General features: G+C 50.0%; 16 protein-coding genes and 8 pseudogenes. 15 read left to right on the plus strand and 9 right to left on the minus strand.

The genetic code is table 11. The features are described 5' to 3' along the window. Window positions 1–14: 14 nt before the first annotated feature. Window positions 15–647: a DUF6904 family protein gene (locus CDA56_RS29365; RefSeq protein WP_004883463.1), complete on the minus strand. Its 633-nt coding sequence runs from the start codon at window positions 645–647 to the stop codon at window positions 15–17. 213 nt (window positions 648–860) lie between these two features. Here CDA56_RS29365 and CDA56_RS29370 point away from each other — a divergent pair, with 213 nt between their 5' ends. Beyond that, window positions 861–1,268, plus strand: a complete 408-nt coding sequence (locus CDA56_RS29370) for a helix-turn-helix domain-containing protein (RefSeq protein ID WP_101827194.1) — start codon at window positions 861–863, stop codon at window positions 1,266–1,268. A gap of 62 nt (window positions 1,269–1,330) precedes the next feature. Here CDA56_RS29370 and CDA56_RS29375 read toward each other — a convergent pair whose 3' ends face one another. Next, window positions 1,331–2,299, minus strand: a complete 969-nt coding sequence (locus tag CDA56_RS29375) for an IS110 family RNA-guided transposase (protein WP_064407385.1) — start codon at window positions 2,297–2,299, stop codon at window positions 1,331–1,333. Window positions 2,300–2,487: 188 nt separating this feature from the next. Between CDA56_RS29375 and CDA56_RS29380 the strand changes: the two are divergent. The 4 genes and pseudogenes from CDA56_RS29380 to CDA56_RS29400 form a co-directional block, all read left to right on the plus strand. Next, window positions 2,488–3,401 (plus strand): annotated as a pseudogene (locus tag CDA56_RS29380) (IS3 family transposase); the annotation flags it as partial. 224 nt (window positions 3,402–3,625) lie between these two features. After that, window positions 3,626–4,702, plus strand: coding sequence for an IS110 family RNA-guided transposase (locus CDA56_RS29390; RefSeq protein ID WP_032448228.1), 1,077 nt, complete (start codon window positions 3,626–3,628; stop codon window positions 4,700–4,702). 16 nt (window positions 4,703–4,718) lie between these two features. Then, a pseudogene (locus CDA56_RS29395) lies at window positions 4,719–4,997 on the plus strand (IS3 family transposase); the annotation flags it as partial. A 37-nt stretch (window positions 4,998–5,034) separates the two neighbouring features. After that, a pseudogene (locus CDA56_RS29400) lies at window positions 5,035–5,814 on the plus strand (transposase family protein); the annotation flags it as partial. A 70-nt stretch (window positions 5,815–5,884) separates the two neighbouring features. Here the strand turns inward: CDA56_RS29400 and CDA56_RS29405 are convergent. The 3 genes from CDA56_RS29405 to CDA56_RS29415 form a co-directional block, all read right to left on the minus strand. Then, the gene (locus tag CDA56_RS29405; RefSeq protein WP_023307220.1) at window positions 5,885–6,703 is read right to left on the minus strand and encodes an abortive infection family protein; all 819 of its coding nucleotides are present in this window, start codon (window positions 6,701–6,703) and stop codon (window positions 5,885–5,887) included. An 8-nt stretch (window positions 6,704–6,711) separates the two neighbouring features. Further along, window positions 6,712–7,284: a recombinase family protein gene (locus CDA56_RS29410; protein ID WP_032676095.1), complete on the minus strand. Its 573-nt coding sequence runs from the start codon at window positions 7,282–7,284 to the stop codon at window positions 6,712–6,714. Window positions 7,285–7,571: 287 nt separating this feature from the next. After that, window positions 7,572–7,991 (minus strand): hypothetical protein, encoded by a 420-nt coding sequence (locus CDA56_RS29415; RefSeq protein ID WP_224250481.1) that lies wholly within the window; start codon window positions 7,989–7,991, stop codon window positions 7,572–7,574. A 103-nt stretch (window positions 7,992–8,094) separates the two neighbouring features. Between CDA56_RS29415 and CDA56_RS29425 the strand changes: the two genes are divergently transcribed. The 5 genes and pseudogenes from CDA56_RS29425 to CDA56_RS29445 all read left to right on the plus strand — a co-directional run. Next, a protein-coding gene (locus CDA56_RS29425) for an IS3-like element ISSen4 family transposase (RefSeq protein ID WP_085950818.1) occupies window positions 8,095–9,215 on the plus strand; the annotation gives its coding sequence in 2 pieces (ribosomal slippage) (window positions 8,095–8,353 and window positions 8,353–9,215; 1,122 coding nt in all). A gap of 28 nt (window positions 9,216–9,243) precedes the next feature. Next, window positions 9,244–9,693 (plus strand): annotated as a pseudogene (locus CDA56_RS29430) (peptidoglycan-binding protein); the annotation flags it as partial. A 556-nt stretch (window positions 9,694–10,249) separates the two neighbouring features. Beyond that, the gene (tnpA, locus tag CDA56_RS29435) at window positions 10,250–10,627 is read left to right on the plus strand and encodes an IS66-like element accessory protein TnpA (RefSeq protein ID WP_004114613.1); all 378 of its coding nucleotides are present in this window, start codon (window positions 10,250–10,252) and stop codon (window positions 10,625–10,627) included. Then, entirely contained in the window at window positions 10,624–10,971 is a 348-nt protein-coding gene (gene tnpB / locus CDA56_RS29440) for an IS66 family insertion sequence element accessory protein TnpB (RefSeq protein WP_080491487.1), read from the plus strand. The genes tnpA and tnpB overlap by 4 nt, the downstream gene beginning before the upstream one ends. 49 nt (window positions 10,972–11,020) lie before the next feature. Continuing rightward, window positions 11,021–11,279: pseudogene (locus CDA56_RS29445) on the plus strand (IS66 family transposase); the annotation flags it as partial. Window positions 11,280–11,301: 22 nt separating this feature from the next. Here the strand turns inward: CDA56_RS29445 and CDA56_RS31620 are convergent. Together CDA56_RS31620 and CDA56_RS29455 are read right to left on the minus strand one after the other, a co-directional pair. Continuing rightward, window positions 11,302–11,730 carry an EAL domain-containing protein gene (locus CDA56_RS31620; RefSeq protein ID WP_305955006.1) on the minus strand — a complete coding sequence of 143 codons (429 nt, stop codon included), beginning with the start codon at window positions 11,728–11,730 and terminating at the stop codon, window positions 11,302–11,304. A gap of 111 nt (window positions 11,731–11,841) precedes the next feature. Continuing rightward, window positions 11,842–12,846, minus strand: coding sequence for an IS110-like element IS4321 family transposase (locus tag CDA56_RS29455; protein WP_000427623.1), 1,005 nt, complete (start codon window positions 12,844–12,846; stop codon window positions 11,842–11,844). A 586-nt stretch (window positions 12,847–13,432) separates the two neighbouring features. Here CDA56_RS29455 and lacI point away from each other — a divergent pair. The 4 genes and pseudogenes from lacI to CDA56_RS29475 form a co-directional block, all read left to right on the plus strand. Beyond that, on the plus strand, window positions 13,433–14,515 hold the full coding sequence (gene lacI, locus CDA56_RS29460) for a DNA-binding transcriptional repressor LacI (RefSeq protein ID WP_004152286.1): 1,083 nt from the start codon (window positions 13,433–13,435) through the stop codon (window positions 14,513–14,515). 121 nt (window positions 14,516–14,636) lie between these two features. Then, the gene (gene lacZ, locus CDA56_RS29465) at window positions 14,637–17,711 is read left to right on the plus strand and encodes a beta-galactosidase (protein WP_086817678.1); all 3,075 of its coding nucleotides are present in this window, start codon (window positions 14,637–14,639) and stop codon (window positions 17,709–17,711) included. A gap of 51 nt (window positions 17,712–17,762) precedes the next feature. Then, a complete protein-coding gene (gene lacY, locus CDA56_RS29470; RefSeq protein WP_023158026.1) occupies window positions 17,763–19,016 on the plus strand; it encodes a lactose permease in 1,254 nt (417 codons plus the stop codon). Window positions 19,017–19,081: 65 nt separating this feature from the next. Next, window positions 19,082–19,222: pseudogene (locus CDA56_RS29475) on the plus strand (maltose acetyltransferase domain-containing protein); the annotation flags it as partial. 14 nt (window positions 19,223–19,236) lie between these two features. Here CDA56_RS29475 and CDA56_RS29480 read toward each other — a convergent pair. Both CDA56_RS29480 and CDA56_RS31735 read right to left on the minus strand, forming a co-directional pair. Next, window positions 19,237–19,729 (minus strand): annotated as a pseudogene (locus CDA56_RS29480) (IS1 family transposase). Beyond that, window positions 19,648–19,923: an IS1-like element transposase gene (locus tag CDA56_RS31735; RefSeq protein WP_263974516.1), complete on the minus strand. Its 276-nt coding sequence runs from the start codon at window positions 19,921–19,923 to the stop codon at window positions 19,648–19,650. The pseudogene CDA56_RS29480 and the gene CDA56_RS31735 overlap by 82 nt, the downstream one beginning before the upstream one ends. Window positions 19,924–20,015: 92 nt before the next feature. Here CDA56_RS31735 and CDA56_RS29490 point away from each other — a divergent pair. After that, a pseudogene (locus CDA56_RS29490) lies at window positions 20,016–20,381 on the plus strand (Tn3 family transposase); the annotation flags it as partial. Window positions 20,382–20,453: the final 72 nt, after the last annotated feature.

Genomic DNA, 20,453 nt, shown 5'->3' on the forward strand with positions numbered 1-20,453 from the left:
CGGACGGTTGTTGCTCACCAGTTGATATTGTCCGGCCAGACCCATGATGTATTATTCATTTCGTTCAGCATCTTTATGTCCTGCTTTTCACGGGCATACTTACCCCATAATGAATCAAAAGAGCGAACAATACTGATTAACTGCTTTTTTCTTTGCTCCGGAGATAAGCTGATAAAATAGCAGCACCTGCTGTCAATATTATCCTCAATGAAATTAAAATCAGAGTCTGATGCATATTTTGCTGTTTGCATAATATCATTCGACGTTGTTCGGTCAGACTCTGTTAATGCTGATTCTATCAGGTATTCAAAGGCATACATGACAGACAGCTGGTTTTTGTCTGTCTGAATATAACCCATTGAGTTTCTGAGTATTGAGGACTGAACCAGGACCAGAGGCCATAAAATCTCAACACCATAAAGCTTATATGTATCATGTTGATCATACTGATGTTGCTCAACACGACGATTACCTTCCCGCGCTTTACGAATATCATAGGCAAGGGATAACATAAATCCGTCTTTAACTTTAATCAGTGGGCTTTCATCCACGATGTAATGAACGAGTTCGTGCAATTCATTCAGGGCTTCTGAATCTCCCCACAGTATAAAACCTGCATTGTTCGGCGTTAACTCGTATCGAAGCATGAGATCAATCATCCTGTTGTTTCAGTCGAAGGAAAGTCTATCAGCAAAGAGAATCTGAGATCAAAGTGGACATTTTAATTGAGCCGGATAAAGGACATTTCAATTGAGCTTTGACAGGCTTTGTCAGCACAAAGCGTTATTGTCGTCTCAGCACAATTCACACGCGTCGTGTACGCTAAGCCTTCATTTTGCTCAGCACAGGACCGCGATCTTATGTTGGTGACTATGACAGACAAAGAACTTTACCGGCTTGGCATTATTCAGCGAGTATTTGACCGGGCTTTGCTTCAGCGCGACGCAGCAGACATACTTAAGCTCAGTGTTCGTCAGGTGCAGCGTCTTGTGCGCCTGTACCGGACAGATGGCGCAACCGCGTTTGCATCTTCCCGCCGTGGACGTCCTGCAAACAACCGGATCGATGAAGAAACACGCTGTAAAGCCCTGGATTTGATCCGGTGCCACTATTCAGATTTTGGCCCAACGCTCGCAACCGAAAAACTGGCTGAACGCCATCATATTCATCTCTCTGTTGAAACCGTCCGTAACTGGATGACAGCCGACGGTCTCTGGCGTCCTCATTCCCGCCGGCGAACCCGGGTTTACCAGCCACGCTTGGAGTGACCCCGAGCCCGTAGACAAATCTGCCCTATAGTTTGAGCATAGCAACTGTCTTTCGAGCGCGGCTACGAAGCATGCTGGTGATACATCGGATCCCATGCTTCATTCTTTTTCAGCATTGCGTTCAGGATGGTCAGCAATTTTCTGATGCAGGCCGTCAGTGCAACTTTTTTAGGTTTTCCTGCGGCAACCAGGCGTGTATAGAACTCTTTAATTACAGGGTTGTGCCTCGTCCCAACCAGGGCTGACATATAGAGAGCTGTACGGACTGAAGCTCGCCCTCCGAATACAGTTCGGCGACCGCGCATCGTACCGGAATCCCTGTTTACTGGAGCAACCCCAATAAGGGCACTAATTTCTCGTCGTGACAGTGAGCCAAGTTCTGGGACTTCTGCCAGTAGTACGGCGACTGTCGCAGAGCCAACTCCTTTAACTGCGTTCAGAAGCTCGGATAATTCACTGAAATGCTCCTTGATGTGAATCGCCATTTCACCTTCAATACGCGCCAACTCGCCCTTCAGGGCCGAAATAATTGATTTGATGCTTGCATGGCTCAGAGGATGCGAGGGATGTAATCGGTTTCGTTCGGCTGTAAGCATGATCGTGAGCTGTCTGCGTCTGACCACCATCGCAGCCAGAATCTGCCTGTGGGCATCAGGTAAGGGACGAATGTATCTTTCCCGTTCTGGGTGCTGGTTAATAACTTCCGACATCTGAAGCAATACTCTGGCATCTATACGATCAGTCTTCGCCAGATAGCCCATTGCACGAGCAAAATCTCGAGCCTGGCGGGGATTAATGACGACAACGTCAAACCCTTCTGATTGAAGATAACAAGCTACACATGACTCCAGACCCCCTGTCGCCTCCATGAGGATCAACCTTGTTTCATTTCGCTTTAACTCTCTGAGAACTTGAGTAAAACCGTCAGTTCTATTTGGTACAGTGAACTGGCTGGCAATATTGCTGATTGCAATATCCAGAGTACCTTTTGAAACATCTATGCCTGCACAACGTTGATTTGACACGCTCATCTATACCCCTCCTTGCAAATACGATTTGAAGTTCGGACAACTGTTCGGGCTTCAGATGAACGGCTCAGCCTGTGCGTCAATCGCTATGCTGCGGGCTTTAATAACCCCGGGAGGAATCGGACTACACAGGCCTTGCCAAATCTAAGCCAGATCATAGTAATCCACTTTTGAGATACAAGGAGGAGTCTATGGGCACACCACGTTTTACCCCTGAATTTAAGGAAGAGGCCGTCCGCCAGATCACCGAGCGGGGCTATTCTATTGCTGAAGTATCTGAACGGCTCGGCGTGTCGGCGCACAGCCTATATAAATGGCTCCGGGCTGTTAAGCCTGACAACAGTGGACAGCAGGCACAGGATTTACTGGATGCCAGAACAGAAATTCTCAGGCTGAAAGCACAGCTTAAACGCACTGAGGAAGAGCGGGATATTCTGAAAAAGGCAGCGCGGTACTTTGCAAGGGAGCCCGACTGAAGTATCGCTTTATCAACGATCACCGTGAAATCTGGTCGATCGTTACAATGTGTCGGGTCCTTAAGGTTGCCCGTGCCGGATTTTATGTCTGGCTCCACAACCCTGTATCTGCCGGAGAAAAGGATAACCAGCGACTGCTGGAACTCATCCGCGACTCCTATACGCTGAGTGGTGGAGTTTACGGTTATCGCAGGGTTCATGGCGATCTTCGCGAAATTGGCGAAGTGTGCAGCAGAAACCGGGTTGCCAAAATCATGAGGAAAAACAGGATTCAGGCTATACATGGTTATAAAGTGCCACGCGGGAGTCGGGGACGACCGTCACTGATAGCGCCTAATCACGTGCGGCGTGAATTTACTGTAGTGAAGCCCAATCAGGTGTGGGTCACCGACATCACCTACATCCGCACCTGGCAGGGCTGGCTGTACCTGGCAGTGGTTATCGATCTTTTTGCCCGTAATGTGGTGGGCTGGTCGATGAAGCCGACACTGTCGCGCGAGCTGGCACTGGATGCGCTGCTGATGGCGGTCTGGCGACGTAAACCTGAAGAAAACGTCATTGTGCACAGCGATAGTAATAATGCCGATGTCAGTCTTTACCACCACTTAGTTTGCCGTTTAACCAGATTGGTGTGATTACTGATGCAGTGAAGACCTTCCCGCATCCTGACTCACACAGCGATCGACCTTTTGTGTCCTGCCCTGGACCCGTCGGTTGCCGGAAGCGCCTTCATGCGAGGCATCTCCTCACCGATGCGCGTGACTCAAGAAGGGCCTGACGGCTTGTCTCGTTACTGTCCTGTCCGGGTTATCTGTCTGGAGATTCAACTCTGTTTCCTCACAGGAGCTCTGTCATGGTTGATAAAGTTACCGAAGCTGCCGTTGTGGGTGGCGTGGATACACATAAAGATTTGCACGTTGCCGCTGTCGTAGATCAGAACAATAAAGTCCTTGGGACTCAGTATTTCTCCACAACACGACAAGGTTACCGGCAGATGCTGGCATGGATGACCTCGTTTGGGACATTAAAGCGAATTGGTGTTGAGTGCACAGGTACCTATGGTTCCGGTTTGCTTCGTTATTTTCAGAGCGCCGGGTTAGAAGTTCTTGAGGTGACTGCTCCAGACCGGATGGAGCGACGCAAACGGGGTAAAAGTGACACAATTGATGCTGAATGTGCCGCTCATGCAGCATTCTCAGGCATCAGGACAGTTACTCCCAAAACGCGTGATGGCATGATTGAGTCCCTGCGGGTATTAAAAACTTGCCGAAAAACAGCAATATCAGCCCGCAGAGTCGCTCTCCAGATTATCCATTCAAATATTATCTCTGCCCCGGATGAATTACGTGAACAGCTCAGAAATATGACGCGCATGCAGCTCATCAGGACCCTGGGTTCCTGGAGACCTGATGCCAGTGAATACCGCAATGTAACCAACGTTTATCGCATTTCATTAAAGTCCCTTGCCCGACGCTATCTCGAGTTACATGACGAAATCGCTGATCTGGATGTCATGATTGCGGCAATTGTCGACGAGTTGGCACCTGAGCTGATTAAACGTAATGCTATCGGATACGAAAGCGCTTCACAGTTGCTGATCACTGCCGGAGACAATCCTCAACGGTTAAGATCAGAATCAGGATTTGCGGCACTGTGTGGTGTCAGCCCGGTCCCCGTTTCTTCTGGAAAAACGAACCGTTACCGACTTAATCGTGGTGGAGATCGTGCTGCAAATAGTGCACTTCACATCATCGCCATCGGACGCTTACGAACTGACGCAAAAACAAAGGAATATGTCGCCAGGCGTGTAGCCGAAGGACATACAAAAATGGAAGCGATACGCTGTCTAAAGCGATATATCTCCCGCGAAGTTTACACGTTACTGCGCAATCAAAACAGGCGGATCAACAGTATCCCGATAACAGCTTGACTCTTAGAAGGGCGTCCAGGGCAGTCAGTATGGCAGTGATGACTGGCAGCGGTTCTGCCGGGCCAATAATCTGGTACCGAGCATGAGCCGTCGCGGCAACTGCTGGGATAATGCAGTGGCAGAATCGTTCTTCAGTTCACTCAAAAAAGAGCGCATCAGGAAGCGGATATACAAAACCCGGGACATGGCCCGGGCGGATATTTTCGATTATATTGAAGTGTTCTACAACCGGGCCCGGCGCCACAGTCATCTCGGCGGCGTCAGCCCGGAGGCCTTCGAAAAGGCCTCGCAGTGAGGACAGAAACTGTCTACCGGAGCGTGGTCACTCCAGTGAATATGTTGAGAAACATGGTAAGCCGCTGGCATTTTACAGCGACAAACACGGTATTTTTCGAGTAAATCATGCCGCCGGAAGCAAATCTGGAACTCAATTTGGTCGAGTCCTGCACGATATTGGTGTTGAGCTTATCTGTGCGAACAGCCCTCAGGCAAAAGGTCGTGTTGAGCGTGCCAACAAAACACTTCAGGACAGGCTCATCAAAGAAATGCGCCTCAATAAAATAAGCAGTATCGAAGAAGCCAATGCTTGGCTGGAAACGTTTATCGTAAACTTCAACCAGCGCTTCGCCAAAACGCCCAAATATCCAAAAAACCTTCATCGCCCTGTGGCAGAAACGATTGTGGATCTGGATGATATTTTCTCATGGCAGGAAACCCGTAAACTCTCGAAATCATTAACATTCCGTTATGATAAGATGATATATCTGGTTGAACCCACAGAAGAAAACACCCGAATTGCCGGGGAGAATATTAAGGTCTTTGATTACCCTGATGGCACCCTCGCCTTCAAATACGGCCACCGCGCCCTCTCCTATCAGGTATTCGATAAACTGGACTGTATCGATCAGGGGCAAATTGTCGATAATAAGCGACTCGGTGCAGTGCTCCGATTGGCTCAGGATAAAATGGATGAATTGGATCGTAACGGCAAACGTGAGCGAAGCACAAAGATGCCGAAGCGGCGTGCTCAGGCTCGTATACAGGAACAGTTACGAGCAATTAATCCAGTTCTGGTTAATCCAAAAGAATTTCGTGCGAGCTTGAAAAGATAATCTTATCTAAATTTGTAAAGGCATTATTATATTACAATGCCTTTATAAAAAGATAGAAACTCCAATCTAATTATATTTTATTCGCATGGATAACATCCATAATAAATACAACTAAGGTGTGAGATGCATTGACTGCGAGTCTAGCTTCGGCAACTACGATCTGCGGAGGGTTTTGACCACGCCCATGAGCACTCCCTATATGTGATCTGAATGCACCAATACCGTCAATTATTGATGAAATTCCTTTTAAAATTTTGTGCTGATCATCCGCTAACGTAGCGTCGGCATTAAGGTTCAAGCTCGGCTGCACGGCAGCCCAAAGAGGTGCTACATTCAATTTTTGTGGCATAGGTAAATCGAATTTTTCTATGTAGCATTTTAATGCAGATTCAATTATCGCACATGCTGCGGTGACTGATGCATGCGGATCGGTTTGAATATTCTCTACTGCACGAAGAAACTCATTTTCAATAGATGAGTAGTCGCCAGACTTCAGATAATCCTCTAGCGTTTTAGAAATCGGAGTCGAACCTGATTTAGTGATAAATCCATTGAGTCTGTAGACTAATTGGTTCTTAGATAAAGCATCGATTATTCTTTTTTGCCCATATTCGACAGTAGATCCAGCTCCAGCCCTAGAGTATGAATTCGGAGGTAAATCCATGTAATTCTGGATGATACTGCCTAATACTGAAATTGCATCTATCGAGTCGTCTTCATTGCAAATTTTCAGCCAATTACTGCATTTGGTTTCACAGTTTCCCATTGGCACCTCACCAGGTGCGCCTGATTCCATAAACAGCGAATTTAAAGACGTATGGCTAAAATAATGTTCACTAAGTACTGAAGACACCGCGCCAATGACATTGTTAGGTATTTTATTATTCATTTTATTCCTTAGTTATTATTCGATTGCTGATTTTTAATGTATTTTTTTAACCGAAAGTAAGTGGCCCGCGAAATGCCTGTTTTTTCCATAACCACTCTGGCTGGTTGTTTCTGATCAATAAGCGCCATGGCCGAGTCCGATTTCAGGTGGGGCTTACGTCCGAATTTCACACCGGACGCCATAGCAATCAACCGTCCCTCGTTGGTACGTTCCAGAATACGCTCCCGTTCAGCCTCAGCCACAGCAGCCAAAATCTGAATCACCATTTTCCCCATTGTCCCTTCGGTACTCAGGCCATTTTCAAGAAAACGGATGGCAATCCCCTTTTTATAGCAGGCATCAACGATATGGATCATATCTGCGGTATTGCGCCCTAGCCGGTCCATTTTGGTACAAATGATAATGTCGTCTTTTTCCGCCCGGGCAAGCAGCTGCTGCAACCCTGCGCGGTCGTCCGTGGCTCCCGACATCATGTCAGTAAAAATTCTGTCATCTCTAACGCCAATTGATTTCAGCTCTGTAATTTGCACTGTCAGCTTCTGATGGCTGGTTGATACCCTTGCATATCCCAGTAATGCCATAATGGTCTCACAAATCGATATTGATACTATGAAGTATCATTAGACATAAATCACGATTTCTGATACTACATTTGAAGTCGTTTTGAGGAGTCTCACAATTTATAACATTTGAGACGAAGGTATTGTTCGAAAATGAGCATGAAGCCGGTGCGTAGCAAGAAGATGGCTAAAAGACGAGCGCAAGCCGGGCTCAGGAACAACTCAGGGCCATTAACCAAGTGCTGGTGAATCCGGCAGAGTTCAGGGCCAGCCTGAAACGTTAACAACCCCCTATCCTACTTATCCTGTTAGAAATGGCTCTGACAGGCATGGCAATATTTGCTGCCGAAATGGGCATTAATCCCTGTGGCTTGCATCACTGAGGAAAGTTTTTTGGGAGAGCCTTCGTAGCACTTAGGACAGAAAGGACCATTTGGCTTTCCATCAACAGATGTAGTTCTGTAATAAAAACCATCCCGGAATTCTAATTCATCAACTGTACTGAGTTGGGCTTTGAGAGATGAGATTTCCCCCTGCAGAGAACTTATCTCCTGTTGAGCTTCAGCGAGATTCATTCTGGCATCGCTCAGGCTTAAGTATAACTCGCTGAGTTTTAATCGAAACTCTGCTTCATTGAACGCTGCGGTTGCATCCTTAAGGTCTTTTGCAATATTGAAAGCCAGCTTTACTGCATTTAGCCCTGCTGTAATTGAAGCCATATCAGCCATTTATCTTTCCTTTTGATTAAATTCACAGCACCTGACCTGCTCCCCGTTGATTAGTACACCCCGATGTTAGTAATGTCTTCATAAGCCACATGAGGACATCCCCATGAAGAAGCGTTTTTCCGACGAACAGATCATCAGTATTCTCCGCGAAGCCGAAGCTGGGGTACCCGCCCGTGAACTCTGCCGCAAGCATGCCATTTCCGATGCCACGTTTTACACCTGGCGTAAGAAGTATGGCGGTATGGAGGTGCCTGAAGTTAAGCGCCTGAAGTCGCTTGAGGAAGAGAACACCAGACTCAAGAAGCTGCTTGCCGAAGCCATGCTGGATAAAGAGGCGCTTCAGGTGGCTCTTGGGCGAAAGTACTGACGACAGACCAGAAGCGGGAAGCCGTGATGTTGATGTGTGATGCGACCGGTCTGTCGCAACGTCGTGCCTGCAGGCTTACAGGTTTATCCCTGTCGACCTGCCGCTATGAGGCTCACCGTCCGGCTGCTGATGCGCATTTATCAGGGCGCATCACTGAGCTGGCACTGGAGCGCAGGCGTTTTGGCTACCGTCGTATTTGGCAGTTGCTGCGCCGTGAAGGGCTTCATGTTAATCATAAGCGCGTGTACCGGCTTTATCACCTCAGTGGCCTGGGCGTAAAACGCAGAAGACGTCGTAAAGGGCTGGCAACAGAACGTCTGCCGCTGCTCCGTCCGGCGGCGCCCAATCTGACCTGGTCGATGGATTTCGTCATGGACGCACTTTCCACCGGTCGCAGGATCAAGTGTCTTACCTGCGTCGATGATTTCACAAAGGAATGCCTGACGGTCACTGTTGCCTTTGGGATTTCAGGCGTTCAGGTCACGCGTATTCTGGACAGCATTGCACTGTTTCGAGGCTATCCGGCGACGATAAGAACTGACCAGGGGCCGGAGTTCACTTGCCGTGCACTGGATCAATGGGCCTTTGAGCATGGTGTTGAGTTGCGCTTAATCCAGCCGGGCAAGCCAACGCAGAACGGATTTATTGAGAGCTTTAACGGACGATTTCGCGATGAATGTTTGAATGAGCACTGGTTCAGCGATATCGTTCATGCCAGGAAAATTATTAATGACTGGCGGCAGGATTATAACGAATGCCGCCCGCACTCCACGCTGAATTATCAGACACCGTCTGAATTTGCAGCGGGCTGGAGAAAGGGTCATTCTGAGAATGAAGATTCCGACGTTACTAACTGAGTGTTGTATCTAATCGTGGGGGCAGGTCACCCATCGAAGCCATAGTTCTCACCGATCATCATCAGGTGGCGGGTACTATGGTGGCAGCACTCCTTATTATCCAAAAACATACAGCTCACCAAGCTCATCTGAGTCTTCAAGTTCAGGAACAAGTTCCTCATCGTCCTCTTCCTCTGTGCGTTCGCTTCGTTCTAACGACAATAACAACTCTACTACTACGAATTCTGTTGGAACTACAGAAGCTAACCGTGCAAGTAATGGGCTGACTTCTGGTACAGAGAAGCGTAAGCGCTTAATCATGCGGGTTCAATTCGCTTTGCTGGACAAAGGTTATTACAACGGGAATATTGACGGCATAATGGGGCCTTCCACAAGGCAGTCCATAAAAAATTATCGCATTGCGAACGGACTACCAACACCTGCAACTGAAACGCTGGATACTCAATTATTGAACTCGTTAAATATTTTGGCTCGTTAAATCTCAGTGGGGCATAAAATGAAAAGTAATAAATTGCATTAGTCGCGTGCACACTATTGGTCACTAAGAGCAAGCAACGTCCGTGAACCACTCCCCATAAATTAAGATATTGCGATGTTATCAATGTCCGCTTCTGGCACAAAGCAGACGTTAAGACTTACAGCATCGGGAAACTTCTGGATGCCGCGTCAGCGGCATGGAGGCGCCAGATGAGGTTACATGTGTCTGTGGCGTCAAATGGCGCCGAAAGCCCGGCGTAGCCGGTTACCGGGCTATAAATTCTGCCACCCTACCCCCTGCCCTGATTAGCCTTAACCATCTAACAGCAATGAAGAAGTCAAAGTAATCCCTTTTAACCCCGGTGAGCGGGCTTTACGGCGTTTACGACGTAAAGGGCGTGATTTCCGGGGCCTTAGCGGCGGCAGCTTGCTGCTGACGCTTAGGGGGATGTTCTTCAGTTATTTGTAAGCGTACAGCGTGAACCGTCTGGTCATAATCTGAAGCATCCGACAAAGTGGTGTCCACCAAATAAGTAGTGGGAACCAAAGTGTCAGATATGCAGAAAAATATGACTCCCGGCAGGCGTAAAGGCTGCCCTAATTATTCTCCTGAGTTTAAACAGCAACTCGTTGCTGCCTCCTGCGAACCCGGGATATCCATCTCAAAACTGGCGCTTGAAAATGGCATTAATGCCAATCTGCTCTTTAAATGGCGCCAGCAGTGGCGCGAGGGAAAGCTGCTATTACCTTCCTCTGAGAGTCCTCAGTTACTTCCTGTGACTCTCGATGCCACCGCCGTACAACCAGAACCGCCCGCTGAGGACTCAGAGCTCAGCATCTGCTGTGAGGTAACGTTCCGGCACGGGACACTCCGCCTCAACGGCACTGTCAGCGAAAAGCTTCTGACTCTGCTGATACAGGAACTGAAGCGATGATCCCGCTACCAACAGGCACCAAAATCTGGCTGGTTGCCGGTATTACCGATATGAGAAACGGCTTCAACGGGCTGGCTGCAAAAGTGCAGACGGCGCTGAAAGACGAACCGATGTCCGGCCATGTCTTCATCTTCCGGGGCCGCAGCGGCAGTAAGGTCAAACTGCTGTGGTCCACCGGCGACGGGCTGTGCCTGCTGACCAAACGGCTGGAACGCGGCCGCTTCGCCTGGCCCTCTGCCCGCGATGGCAAAGTGTTCCTGACCCCGGCGCAGCTGGCAATGCTTCTGGAAGGCATCGACTGGCGGCAGCCTAAAAGACTGCTTACGTCCCTGACCATGTTGTAGGCCTCTTTATCCTGGTTGTCGTTGAATAAGCCTGGTAAAATGCGGGCTTATGAACAACACCTCCCCCTGACGACATCCTTCTGCTGAAACAGCGCCTGTCCGAACAGGAAGCGCTGAACCGCGCCCTGCTGGAAAAGCAGGCCGACCGGGAGCGCGAAATAGACCATCTGCAGGCGCAGCTGGATAAGCTTCGCCGGATGAACTTCGGCAGTCGTTCTGAATAAATCTCCCGCCGCATCGCGCAGATAGAAGCCGACCTGAACCGGCTTCAGACAGAAAGCGATACGCTGACGGGTCGGGTTGCCGATACGGGCCGGGCCCCGTATCGTTTTAACCCTGAATATTCATCGCAGATATTGTTTCGGGTTTTCCGGTATACCAGCCCTGAACTAGGTAACCGGGGCCAAGAGAACAGGCGAATTCAAACTGTCCTGGCGTTTCCACCCCTTCAAACACCAGTGGTTTGCCAGTACCACGTAACCCTTTCACCACAGAAACAAGTAGCGCTCGCTTCACCGGGTCATCAATATTGGCAATAAAAATACGGTCTATTTTTATCTCATCGAAATCCAGTACCGTCAGCCATTCAATATGGGGGCCGCTTGGAAAACGGAATCTATGGTCACTCCCGTTTTTGCAACACCGATTTTGACGACAAGTTGGCTTGCTTGAATCTATCCGGCGTCTGAATGGGATTTTATTCCCGCGCCTTGATGAGTTCCGCGCCTGATGAACCTCCAGAAAATATACGGCTTCAATGAGCCTTTCCGTTTTACAGGTTCCTCAACAGGCCGGTGGGCCGTTAGTATCATCAATATCAGTATTCGCAAAACCAGATCAGTAATTCTTTAAACCGGTGTATTTCTGCCGTTATGCTACATAAGTTTGCTGTCGTGCCGTTAGGGCCCAGGCTATTCTGGCCAGCTTGTTTGCCAGAGCACAAGTGACGACAAAGTTGCTTTTCCGGCACAGTAAATCCCTGACCCAATCGGCCAATTTGCCAGACTGGTGTTCCAGTTTTTGTATGAATACCCTGGCACATTGAACCAACAAAGTTCGGATCTTTTTATTACCTCGCTTACTAATTCCCAGCAATGTCGTCCTACCTCCCGTGCTGTACTGCCGAGGTACAAGCCCTGTTGCCGCCGCAAAGTCACGGCTGCTGGCGTACTGCTTCCCGTCGCCAATCTCAGTTGAAATAGTACTCGCTGTCAGTGTTCCGACGCAGGGAATGCTCAGCAAGCGCTGTCCAACCTCATCTTCGTCCAACTTTCGTTTCAACTGGGATTCCAAATCTTTAATCTGCTCAACAAGATAGTGATAATGCTGTTGTAATTTCAGCAATAACTGGCTGAGGTAAAGAGGCAAACTATTATCCTCAAGAATGGTACTCAGTCGGCTAATAACGGCAGCTCCTCGGGGAACGCTAATGCCAAATTCCAGCAGAAAAGCATGCATTTGATTGGTTGTTTTTACCTTATCCTGAACCAGGGATTCACGGACACGATGCAGAGCCCGCATTGCCTGCTGAGATTCCGTTCTGGGCTGCACAAAACGCATAGACGGACGCGATGCAGCTTCACAAATAGCTTCGGCGTCGACAAAGTCGTTTTTATTGCTTTTAACGAACGGGCGGACAAATTGTGGTGATATCAGCTTTGGGGAATGCCCCAACTCTTCCAACTTGCGTGCCATAAAGTGAGAACCGCCACAGGCTTCCATTGCGATGGTTGTAGCGGGGCATGTCGCCAAAAATTCGATCAACTTTGGCCGGGTAAATTTTTTACGGTAAACAGCCTTCCCGCGACGATCCTGGCAATGAATATGGAAAGAGTTTTTACCCAGATCGATACCAATGAGCGCAATGTTTTCCATGATAGTTCTCCGAATGAAAGCCTGTCCTCAGCATAGTACCGGGAAGGAGGGAGTGACCATCTCATTAAATATCCTACGTTAAGCCTGTTTTTTGAGCTGGCATGACGGGCAGCTATGAGCGAAGTATAGTCATTCGCCCTATCTCTTTTGTCGCACTTTCAACAAGGGGGTCGCTTGGAAAGCGGAACGAGGTCAGTCTCCGCCCGGACTGCTCAGCTCTTTAAACAGCAAAAGAGAGGCATTTTATGAGAAGGGATTGTTCAGTATGTCAGGGCAGACTGCTTTTTCATCCGCAGGTACTGAGGGTAAATGCTCAATTCCGGTACGATTCTTACTCTATAGCCAGACAGGGTAATGCTGTCAACCTGTTGATGACTATTTTAATCTGTAGTCATTCAATCCTTGTAACATCAGGATGATCCTGGTGTCAGTGAAAATACGAAATCAACACGTTGGTATCATTACCCACCTGTGAACTGACGTCGGCATTTTGAATCTCACTTCGGCGTGCCCCCTCCGAATGGCGCAAAACATTTCGTGGTATGGCATGATAGCACCCGAAGAGAGTCAATTCAGGGTGGTAAATGTGAAACCAGTAACGCTATACGATGTCGCAGAGTATGCCGGTGTCTCTTATCAGACCGTTTCCCGCGTGGTGAACCAGGCCAGCCACGTCTCTGCGAAAACGCGGGAAAAGGTGGAAGCGGCGATGGCGCAGCTGAACTACATTCCCAACCGCGTGGCACAACAACTGGCGGGCAAACAGTCGTTGCTGATTGGCGTTGCTACCTCCAGTCTGGCCCTGCACGCGCCGTCGCAAATTGTCGCGGCGATTAAATCTCGCGCCGATCAACTGGGTGCCAGCGTGGTGGTGTCGATGGTAGAACGAAGCAGCGTCGAAGCCTGTAAAGCGGCGGTACATAACCTTCTCGCGCAACGCGTCAGTGGTCTGATCATTAACTATCCGCTGGATGACGAGGATGCCATTGCTGTGGAAGCTGCCTGCGCTAATGTTCCGGCCCTATTTCTTGATGTCTCTGACCAGACTCCCATCAACAGTATTATTTTTTCCCATGAAGACGGTACGCGACTGGGCGTGGAGCATCTGATCGCATTGGGTCACCAGCAAATCGCGTTGTTAGCCGGTCCATTAAGTTCTGTCTCGGCGCGTCTGCGTCTGGCGGACTGGCATAAATATCTCACACGCAATCAAATTCATCCGATAGCGGAACGGGAAGGCGACTGGAGTGCCATGTCCGGTTTTCAACAAACTATGCAAATGCTGAATGAGGGCATCGTTCCCACTGCGATGCTGGTTGCCAACGATCAGATGGCGCTGGGCGCAATGCGCGCTATTACCGAGTCCGGGCTGCGCGTTGGTGCGGATATCTCGGTAGTGGGATACGACGATACCGAAGACAGCTCGTGTTATATCCCGCCGTTAACCACCATCAAACAGGATTTTCGCCTGCTGGGGAAAACTAGCGTGGACCGCTTGCTGAAACTCTCTCAGGGCCAGGCGGTGAAGAGCAATCAGCTGTTGCCCGTCTCACTGGTGAAAAGAAAAACCACCCTACCGCCCAATACGCAAACCACCTCTCCCCGCACGTTGGCAGATTCCTTAATGCAGCTGGCACGACAAGTTTCCCGACTTGAAAGCGGGCAGTGAGCGCAACGCAATTAATGTGAGTCAGCTCACTCATTAGGCACCCCAGGCTTTACACTCTATGTGTCCGGCTCGTATGTTATGCGAAAATGTGAGCGGATAACAATTCACGCAGGATACAACTATGACAATGATTACGGATTCACTGGCCGTCGTATTACAACGTCGTGACTGGGAAAACCCTGGCGTTACCCAACTTAATCGCCTTGCGGCACATCCCCCTTTCGCCAGCTGGCGTAATAGCGAAGAGGCTCGCACCGATCGCCCTTCCCAAGAGTCGCGCAGCCTGAATGGTGAATGGCGCTTTGCCTGGTTTCCGGCACCAGAAGCGGTACCAGAAAGCTGGCTGGAGCGCGATCTTCCTGACGCCGATACTGTCATCGTCCCCTCAAACTGGCAGATGCACGGTTACGATGCGCCTATCTACACCAACGTGACCTATCCCATTGCGGTCAATCCGCCGTATGTTCCCACGGAGAATCCGACGGGTTGTTACTCGCTCACATTTAATATTGATGAAAGCTGGCTACAGGAAGGCCAGACGCGAATTATTTTTGATGGTGTTAACTCGGCGTTTCATTTGTGGTGCAACGGGCGCTGGGTCGGTTACGGACAGGACAGTCGTTTGCCGTCTGAATTTGACCTGAGCGCATTTTTACACGCCGGAGAAAACCGCCTCGCGGTGATGGTGCTGCGCTGGAGTGACGGCAGTTATCTGGAAGATCAGGATATGTGGCGGATGAGCGGCATTTTCCGTGACGTCTCGTTGCTGCATAAACCGAGCACGCAAATCAGCGATTTCCATGTAGCCACTCACTTTAATGATGATTTCAGCCGCGCTGTACTGGAGGCAGACGTTCAGATGTACGGCGAGCTGCGCGATGAGCTGCGGGTGACGGTTTCTTTGTGGCAGGGTGAAACGCAGGTCGCCAGCGGCACCGCGCCTTTCGGCGGTGAAATTATCGATGAGCGTGGTGGTTATGCCGATCACGTCACCCTACGTCTGAACGTCGAAAACCCGAAACTGTGGAGCGCCGAAATCCCGAATCTCTATCGTGCGGTGGTTGAACTGCACACCGCCGACGGCACGCTGATTGAAGCAGAAGCCTGCGATGTCGGTTTCCGCGAGGTGCGGATTGAAAATGGTCTGCTGCTGCTGAACGGCAAGCCGTTGCTGATTCGCGGCGTTAACCGTCACGAGCATCATCCTCTGCATGGTCAGGTCATGGATGAGCAGACGATGGTGCAGGATATCCTGCTGATGAAGCAGAACAACTTTAACGCCGTGCGCTGTTCGCATTATCCGAACCATCCGCTGTGGTACACGCTGTGCGACCACTACGGCCTGTATGTGGTGGATGAAGCCAACATTGAAACCCACGGCATGGTGCCAATGAATCGTCTGACCGATGATCCGCGCTGGCTACCCGCGATGAGCGAACGCGTAACGCGAATGGTGCAGCGCGATCGTAATCACCCGAGTGTGATCATCTGGTCGCTGGGGAATGAATCAGGCCACGGCGCTAATCACGACGCACTCTATCGCTGGATCAAATCTGTCGATCCTTCCCGCCCGGTACAGTATGAAGGCGGCGGAGCCGACACCTTCGCAACCGATATTATTTGCCCGATGTACGCGCGCGTGGATGAAGACCAGCCCTTCCCGGCTGTGCCGAAATGGTCCATCAAAAAATGGCTTTCGTTGCCTGGAGAGACGCGCCCGCTGATCCTTTGCGAATACGCCCACGCGATGGGTAACAGTCTTGGCGGCTTCGCTAAATACTGGCAGGCGTTTCGTCAGTACCCCCGTTTACAGGGCGGCTTCGTCTGGGACTGGGTGGATCAGTCGCTGATTAAATATGATGAAAATGGCAATCCGTGGTCGGCTTACGGCGGTGATTTTGGCGATACGCCGAATGATCGCCAGTTCTGCATGAACGGTCTGGTCTTTGCCGACCGCACGCCGCATCCGGCGCTGACGGAAGCAAAACACCAGCAGCAGTTTTTCCAGTTCAGTTTATCCGGGCGAACCATCGAAGTGACCAGCGAATACCTGTTCCGTCATAGCGATAACGAGCTCCTGCACTGGATGGTGGAGCTGGATGGCAAGCCGCTGGCAAGCGGTGAAGTGCCTCTGGATGTCGCTCCACAAGGTAAACAGTTGATTGAACTGCCTGGACTACCGCAGCCGAAGAGCGCCGGACAACTCTGGCTAACGGTTCACGTAGTGCAACCGAACGCGACCACATGGTCAGCAGCCGGACACATCAGCGCCTGGCAGCAGTGGCGTCTGGCGGAAAACCTCAGCGTGACACTCCCCTCCGCGCCCCACGCCATCCCGCAACTGACCACCAGCGAAACGGATTTTTGCATCGAGCTGGATAATAAGCGTTGGCAATTTAACCGCCAGTCAGGCTTTCTTTCACAGATGTGGATTGGCGATAAAAAACAACTGCTGACGCCGCTGCGCGATCAGTTCACCCGCGCACCGCTGGATAACGACATTGGCGTAAGTGAAGCGACCCGCATTGACCCTAACGCCTGGGTCGAACGCTGGAAGGCGGCGGGCCATTACCAGGCCGAAGCAGCGTTGTTGCAGTGCACGGCAGATACGCTTGCCGACGCGGTGCTGATTACCACGGTCCACGCGTGGCAGCATCAGGGGAAAACCTTATTTATCAGCCGGAAAACCTACCGGATTGATGGAAGTGGTCAAATGGCGATTACCGTTGATGTTGAAGTGGCGAGCAATACGCCACATCCGGCGCGGATTGGCCTGACCTGCCAGCTGGCGCAGGTAGCAGAGCGGGTAAACTGGCTCGGATTAGGGCCGCAAGAAAACTATCCCGACCGCCTTACTGCGGCCTGTTTTGACCGCTGGGATCTGCCATTGTCAGACATGTATACCCCGTACGTCTTCCCGAGCGAAAACGGTCTGCGCTGCGGGACGCGCGAATTGAATTATGGCCCACACCAGTGGCGCGGCGACTTCCAGTTCAACATCAGCCGCTACAGTCAACAGCAACTGATGGAAACCAGCCATCGCCATCTGCTGCACGCGGAAGAAGGCACATGGCTGAATATCGACGGTTTCCATATGGGGATTGGTGGCGACGACTCCTGGAGCCCGTCAGTGTCGGCGGAATTCCAGCTTAGCGCCGGTAGCTACCATTACCAGTTGCTCTGGTGTCAAAAATAATAATAACCGGGCAGGCCATGTCTGCCCGTATTTCGCGTAAGGAAATCCATTATGTACTATTTAAAAAACACAAACTTTTGGATGTTCGGTTTATTCTTTTTCTTTTACTTTTTTATCATGGGAGCCTACTTCCCGTTTTTCCCGATTTGGCTACATGACATCAACCATATCAGCAAAAGTGATACGGGTATTATTTTTGCCGCTATTTCTCTGTTCTCGCTATTATTCCAACCGCTGTTTGGTCTGCTTTCTGACAAACTCGGGCTGCGCAAATACCTGCTGTGGATTATTACCGGCATGTTAGTGATGTTTGCGCCGTTCTTTGTTTTTATCTTCGGGCCACTGTTACAATACAACATTTTAGTAGGATCGATTGTTGGTGGTATTTATCTAGGCTTTTGTTTTAACGCCGGTGCGCCAGCAGTAGAGGCATTTATCGAGAAAGTCAGCCGTCGCAGTAATTTCGAATTTGGTCGCGCGCGGATGTTTGGCTGTGTTGGCTGGGCGCTGTGTGCCTCGATTGTCGGCATCATGTTCACCATCAATAATCAGTTTGTTTTCTGGCTGGGTTCTGGCTGTGCACTCATCCTCGCCGTTTTACTCTTTTTCGCCAAAACGGATGCGCCCTCTTCTGCCACGGTTGCCAATGCGGTAGGTGCCAACCATTCGGCATTTAGCCTTAAGCTGGCGCTGGAACTGTTCAGACAGCCAAAACTGTGGTTTTTGTCACTGTATGTTATTGGCGTTTCCTGCACCTACGATGTTTTTGACCAACAGTTTGCTAATTTCTTTACTTCGTTCTTTGCTACCGGTGAACAGGGTACGCGGGTATTTGGCTACGTAACGACAATGGGCGAATTACTTAACGCCTCGATTATGTTTTTTGCGCCACTGATCATTAATCGCATCGGTGGGAAAAACGCCCTGCTGCTGGCTGGCACTATTATGTCAGTACGTATTATTGGCTCATCGTTCGCTACCTCAGCACTGGAAGTGGTTATTCTGAAAACGCTGCATATGTTTGAAGTACCGTTCCTGCTGGTGGGCTGCTTTAAATATATTACCAGCCAGTTTGAAGTGCGTTTTTCAGCGACGATTTATCTGGTCTGTTTCTGCTTCTTTAAGCAACTGGCGATGATTTTTATGTCTATTCTGGCGGGCAATATGTATGAAAGCATCGGTTTCCAGGGCGCTTACCTGGTGCTGGGTCTGGTGGCGCTGGGCTTCACCTTAATTTCCGTGTTCACGCTTAGCGGCCCCGGCCCACTTTCCCTGCTGCGTCGCCAGGTGAATGAAGTCGCTTAAGAAATTAATGTCGGATACGGCGCGAGCGCCTTATCCGACCAACTTATCAGGACGGAATGTTAAAAATGAACATGTCGATGACAGAAAAAATAAAAGCAGGCAAGCTATTTACCGATATGTGCGAAGGCTTACCTGAAAAAAGACTTCGTGGGAAAACATTAATGTATGAGTTCAATCACTCGCATCCATCAGAAGTTGAAAAAAGGGTAATGACTCCAACTTATTGATAGTGTTTTATGTTCAGATAATGCCCGATGACTTTGTCATGCAGCTCCACCGATTTTGAGAGCGACAGCGACTTCCGTCCCAGCCGCTGCCTCAGATTCAGGTTATGCCGCTCAATTCGCTGCGTATATCGCTTGCTGATTACGTGCAGCTTTCCCTTCAGGCGGGATTCATACAGCGGCCAGCCATCCGTCATCCATATCACCACGTCAAAGGGTGACAGCAGGCTCATAAGACGCCCCAGCGTCGCCATAGTGCGTTCACCGAATACGTGCGCAAACCGTCTTCCGGAGCCTGTCATACGCGTAAAACAGCCAGCACTGGCGCGATTTAGCCCCGACATAGCCCCACTGTTCGTCCATTTCCGCGCAGACGATGACGTCACTGCCCGGCTGTATGCGCGAGGTTACCGACTGCGGCCTGAGTTTTTTAAGTGACGTAAAATCGTGTTGAGGCCAACGCCCATAATGCGGGCGGTTGCCCGGCATCCAACACCATTCATGGCCATATCAATGATTTTCTGGTGCGTACCGGGTTGAGAAGCGGTGTAAGTGAACTGCAGTTGCCATGTTTTACGGCAGTGAGAGCAGAGATAGCGCTGATGTCCGGCAGTGCTTTTGCCGTTACGCACCACCCCGTCAGAAGCTGAACAGGAGGGACAGCTGATAGAAACAGAAGCCACTGGAGCACCTCAAAAACACCATCATACACTAAATCAGTAAGTTGGCAGCATCACCCATTTTTGTGCATTACGTCGCATGTATATTCCTCGTTAAAATACAGGCGGGGCTGAATAAAGGTGAGGCTCGCAATGCCCTTGCGCGAGCGGTCTTTATGCATCGGCTGGGTGAAATCAGAGAGCGGGGGCTGGAGAATCAGAGCTATCGAGCCAGCGGTCTGACGTTGTTGACTGCGGCGATCTCACTGTGGAATACGGGGTATATAGAAAGAGCGATAGATTCTTTGAGACGAAAAGGGATCCCGATTAATGAGCAACTGATTACCCATCTGTCACCACTGGGATGGGAACATATCAACCTGAGCGGGGATTACGTCTGGAGAACGAACCTCAAACTGGGACAGGGTAAATACCGCGCATTACGCTCAGTGAATAGTAATATGTACAAAAAACAGGCTTAGCGTAGGATAATTAATGAGATGGTCACTCCCTCCTTCCCGGTACTATGCTGAGGACAGGCTTTCATTCGGAGA

This window comes from Klebsiella michiganensis, from assembly GCF_002925905.1.
GTDB classification, from domain to species: Bacteria; Pseudomonadota; Gammaproteobacteria; order Enterobacterales; family Enterobacteriaceae; genus Klebsiella; species Klebsiella michiganensis.

Excerpts from the sequence above, each read along its gene's own strand:
- CDA56_RS29415 (WP_224250481.1), bottom strand. The coding sequence starts at position 7,991 with ATGGCTGATATGGCTTCAATTACAGCAGGGCTAAATGCAGTAAAGCTG.
- CDA56_RS29455 (WP_000427623.1), bottom strand. The coding sequence starts at position 12,846 with ATGGAAAACATTGCGCTCATTGGTATCGATCTGGGTAAAAACTCTTTC.
- CDA56_RS29405 (WP_023307220.1), bottom strand. The coding sequence starts at position 6,703 with ATGAATAATAAAATACCTAACAATGTCATTGGCGCGGTGTCTTCAGTA.
- CDA56_RS29365 (WP_004883463.1), bottom strand. The coding sequence starts at position 647 with ATGCTTCGATACGAGTTAACGCCGAACAATGCAGGTTTTATACTGTGG.
- tnpA (WP_004114613.1), top strand. The coding sequence starts at position 10,250 with ATGCAGAAAAATATGACTCCCGGCAGGCGTAAAGGCTGCCCTAATTAT.
- lacZ (WP_086817678.1), top strand. The coding sequence starts at position 14,637 with ATGACAATGATTACGGATTCACTGGCCGTCGTATTACAACGTCGTGAC.
- CDA56_RS29390 (WP_032448228.1), top strand. The coding sequence starts at position 3,626 with ATGGTTGATAAAGTTACCGAAGCTGCCGTTGTGGGTGGCGTGGATACA.
- CDA56_RS29375 (WP_064407385.1), bottom strand. The coding sequence starts at position 2,299 with ATGAGCGTGTCAAATCAACGTTGTGCAGGCATAGATGTTTCAAAAGGT.
- tnpB (WP_080491487.1), top strand. The coding sequence starts at position 10,624 with ATGATCCCGCTACCAACAGGCACCAAAATCTGGCTGGTTGCCGGTATT.
- CDA56_RS29410 (WP_032676095.1), bottom strand. The coding sequence starts at position 7,284 with ATGGCATTACTGGGATATGCAAGGGTATCAACCAGCCATCAGAAGCTG.
- CDA56_RS29370 (WP_101827194.1), top strand. The coding sequence starts at position 861 with ATGTTGGTGACTATGACAGACAAAGAACTTTACCGGCTTGGCATTATT.
- lacY (WP_023158026.1), top strand. The coding sequence starts at position 17,763 with ATGTACTATTTAAAAAACACAAACTTTTGGATGTTCGGTTTATTCTTT.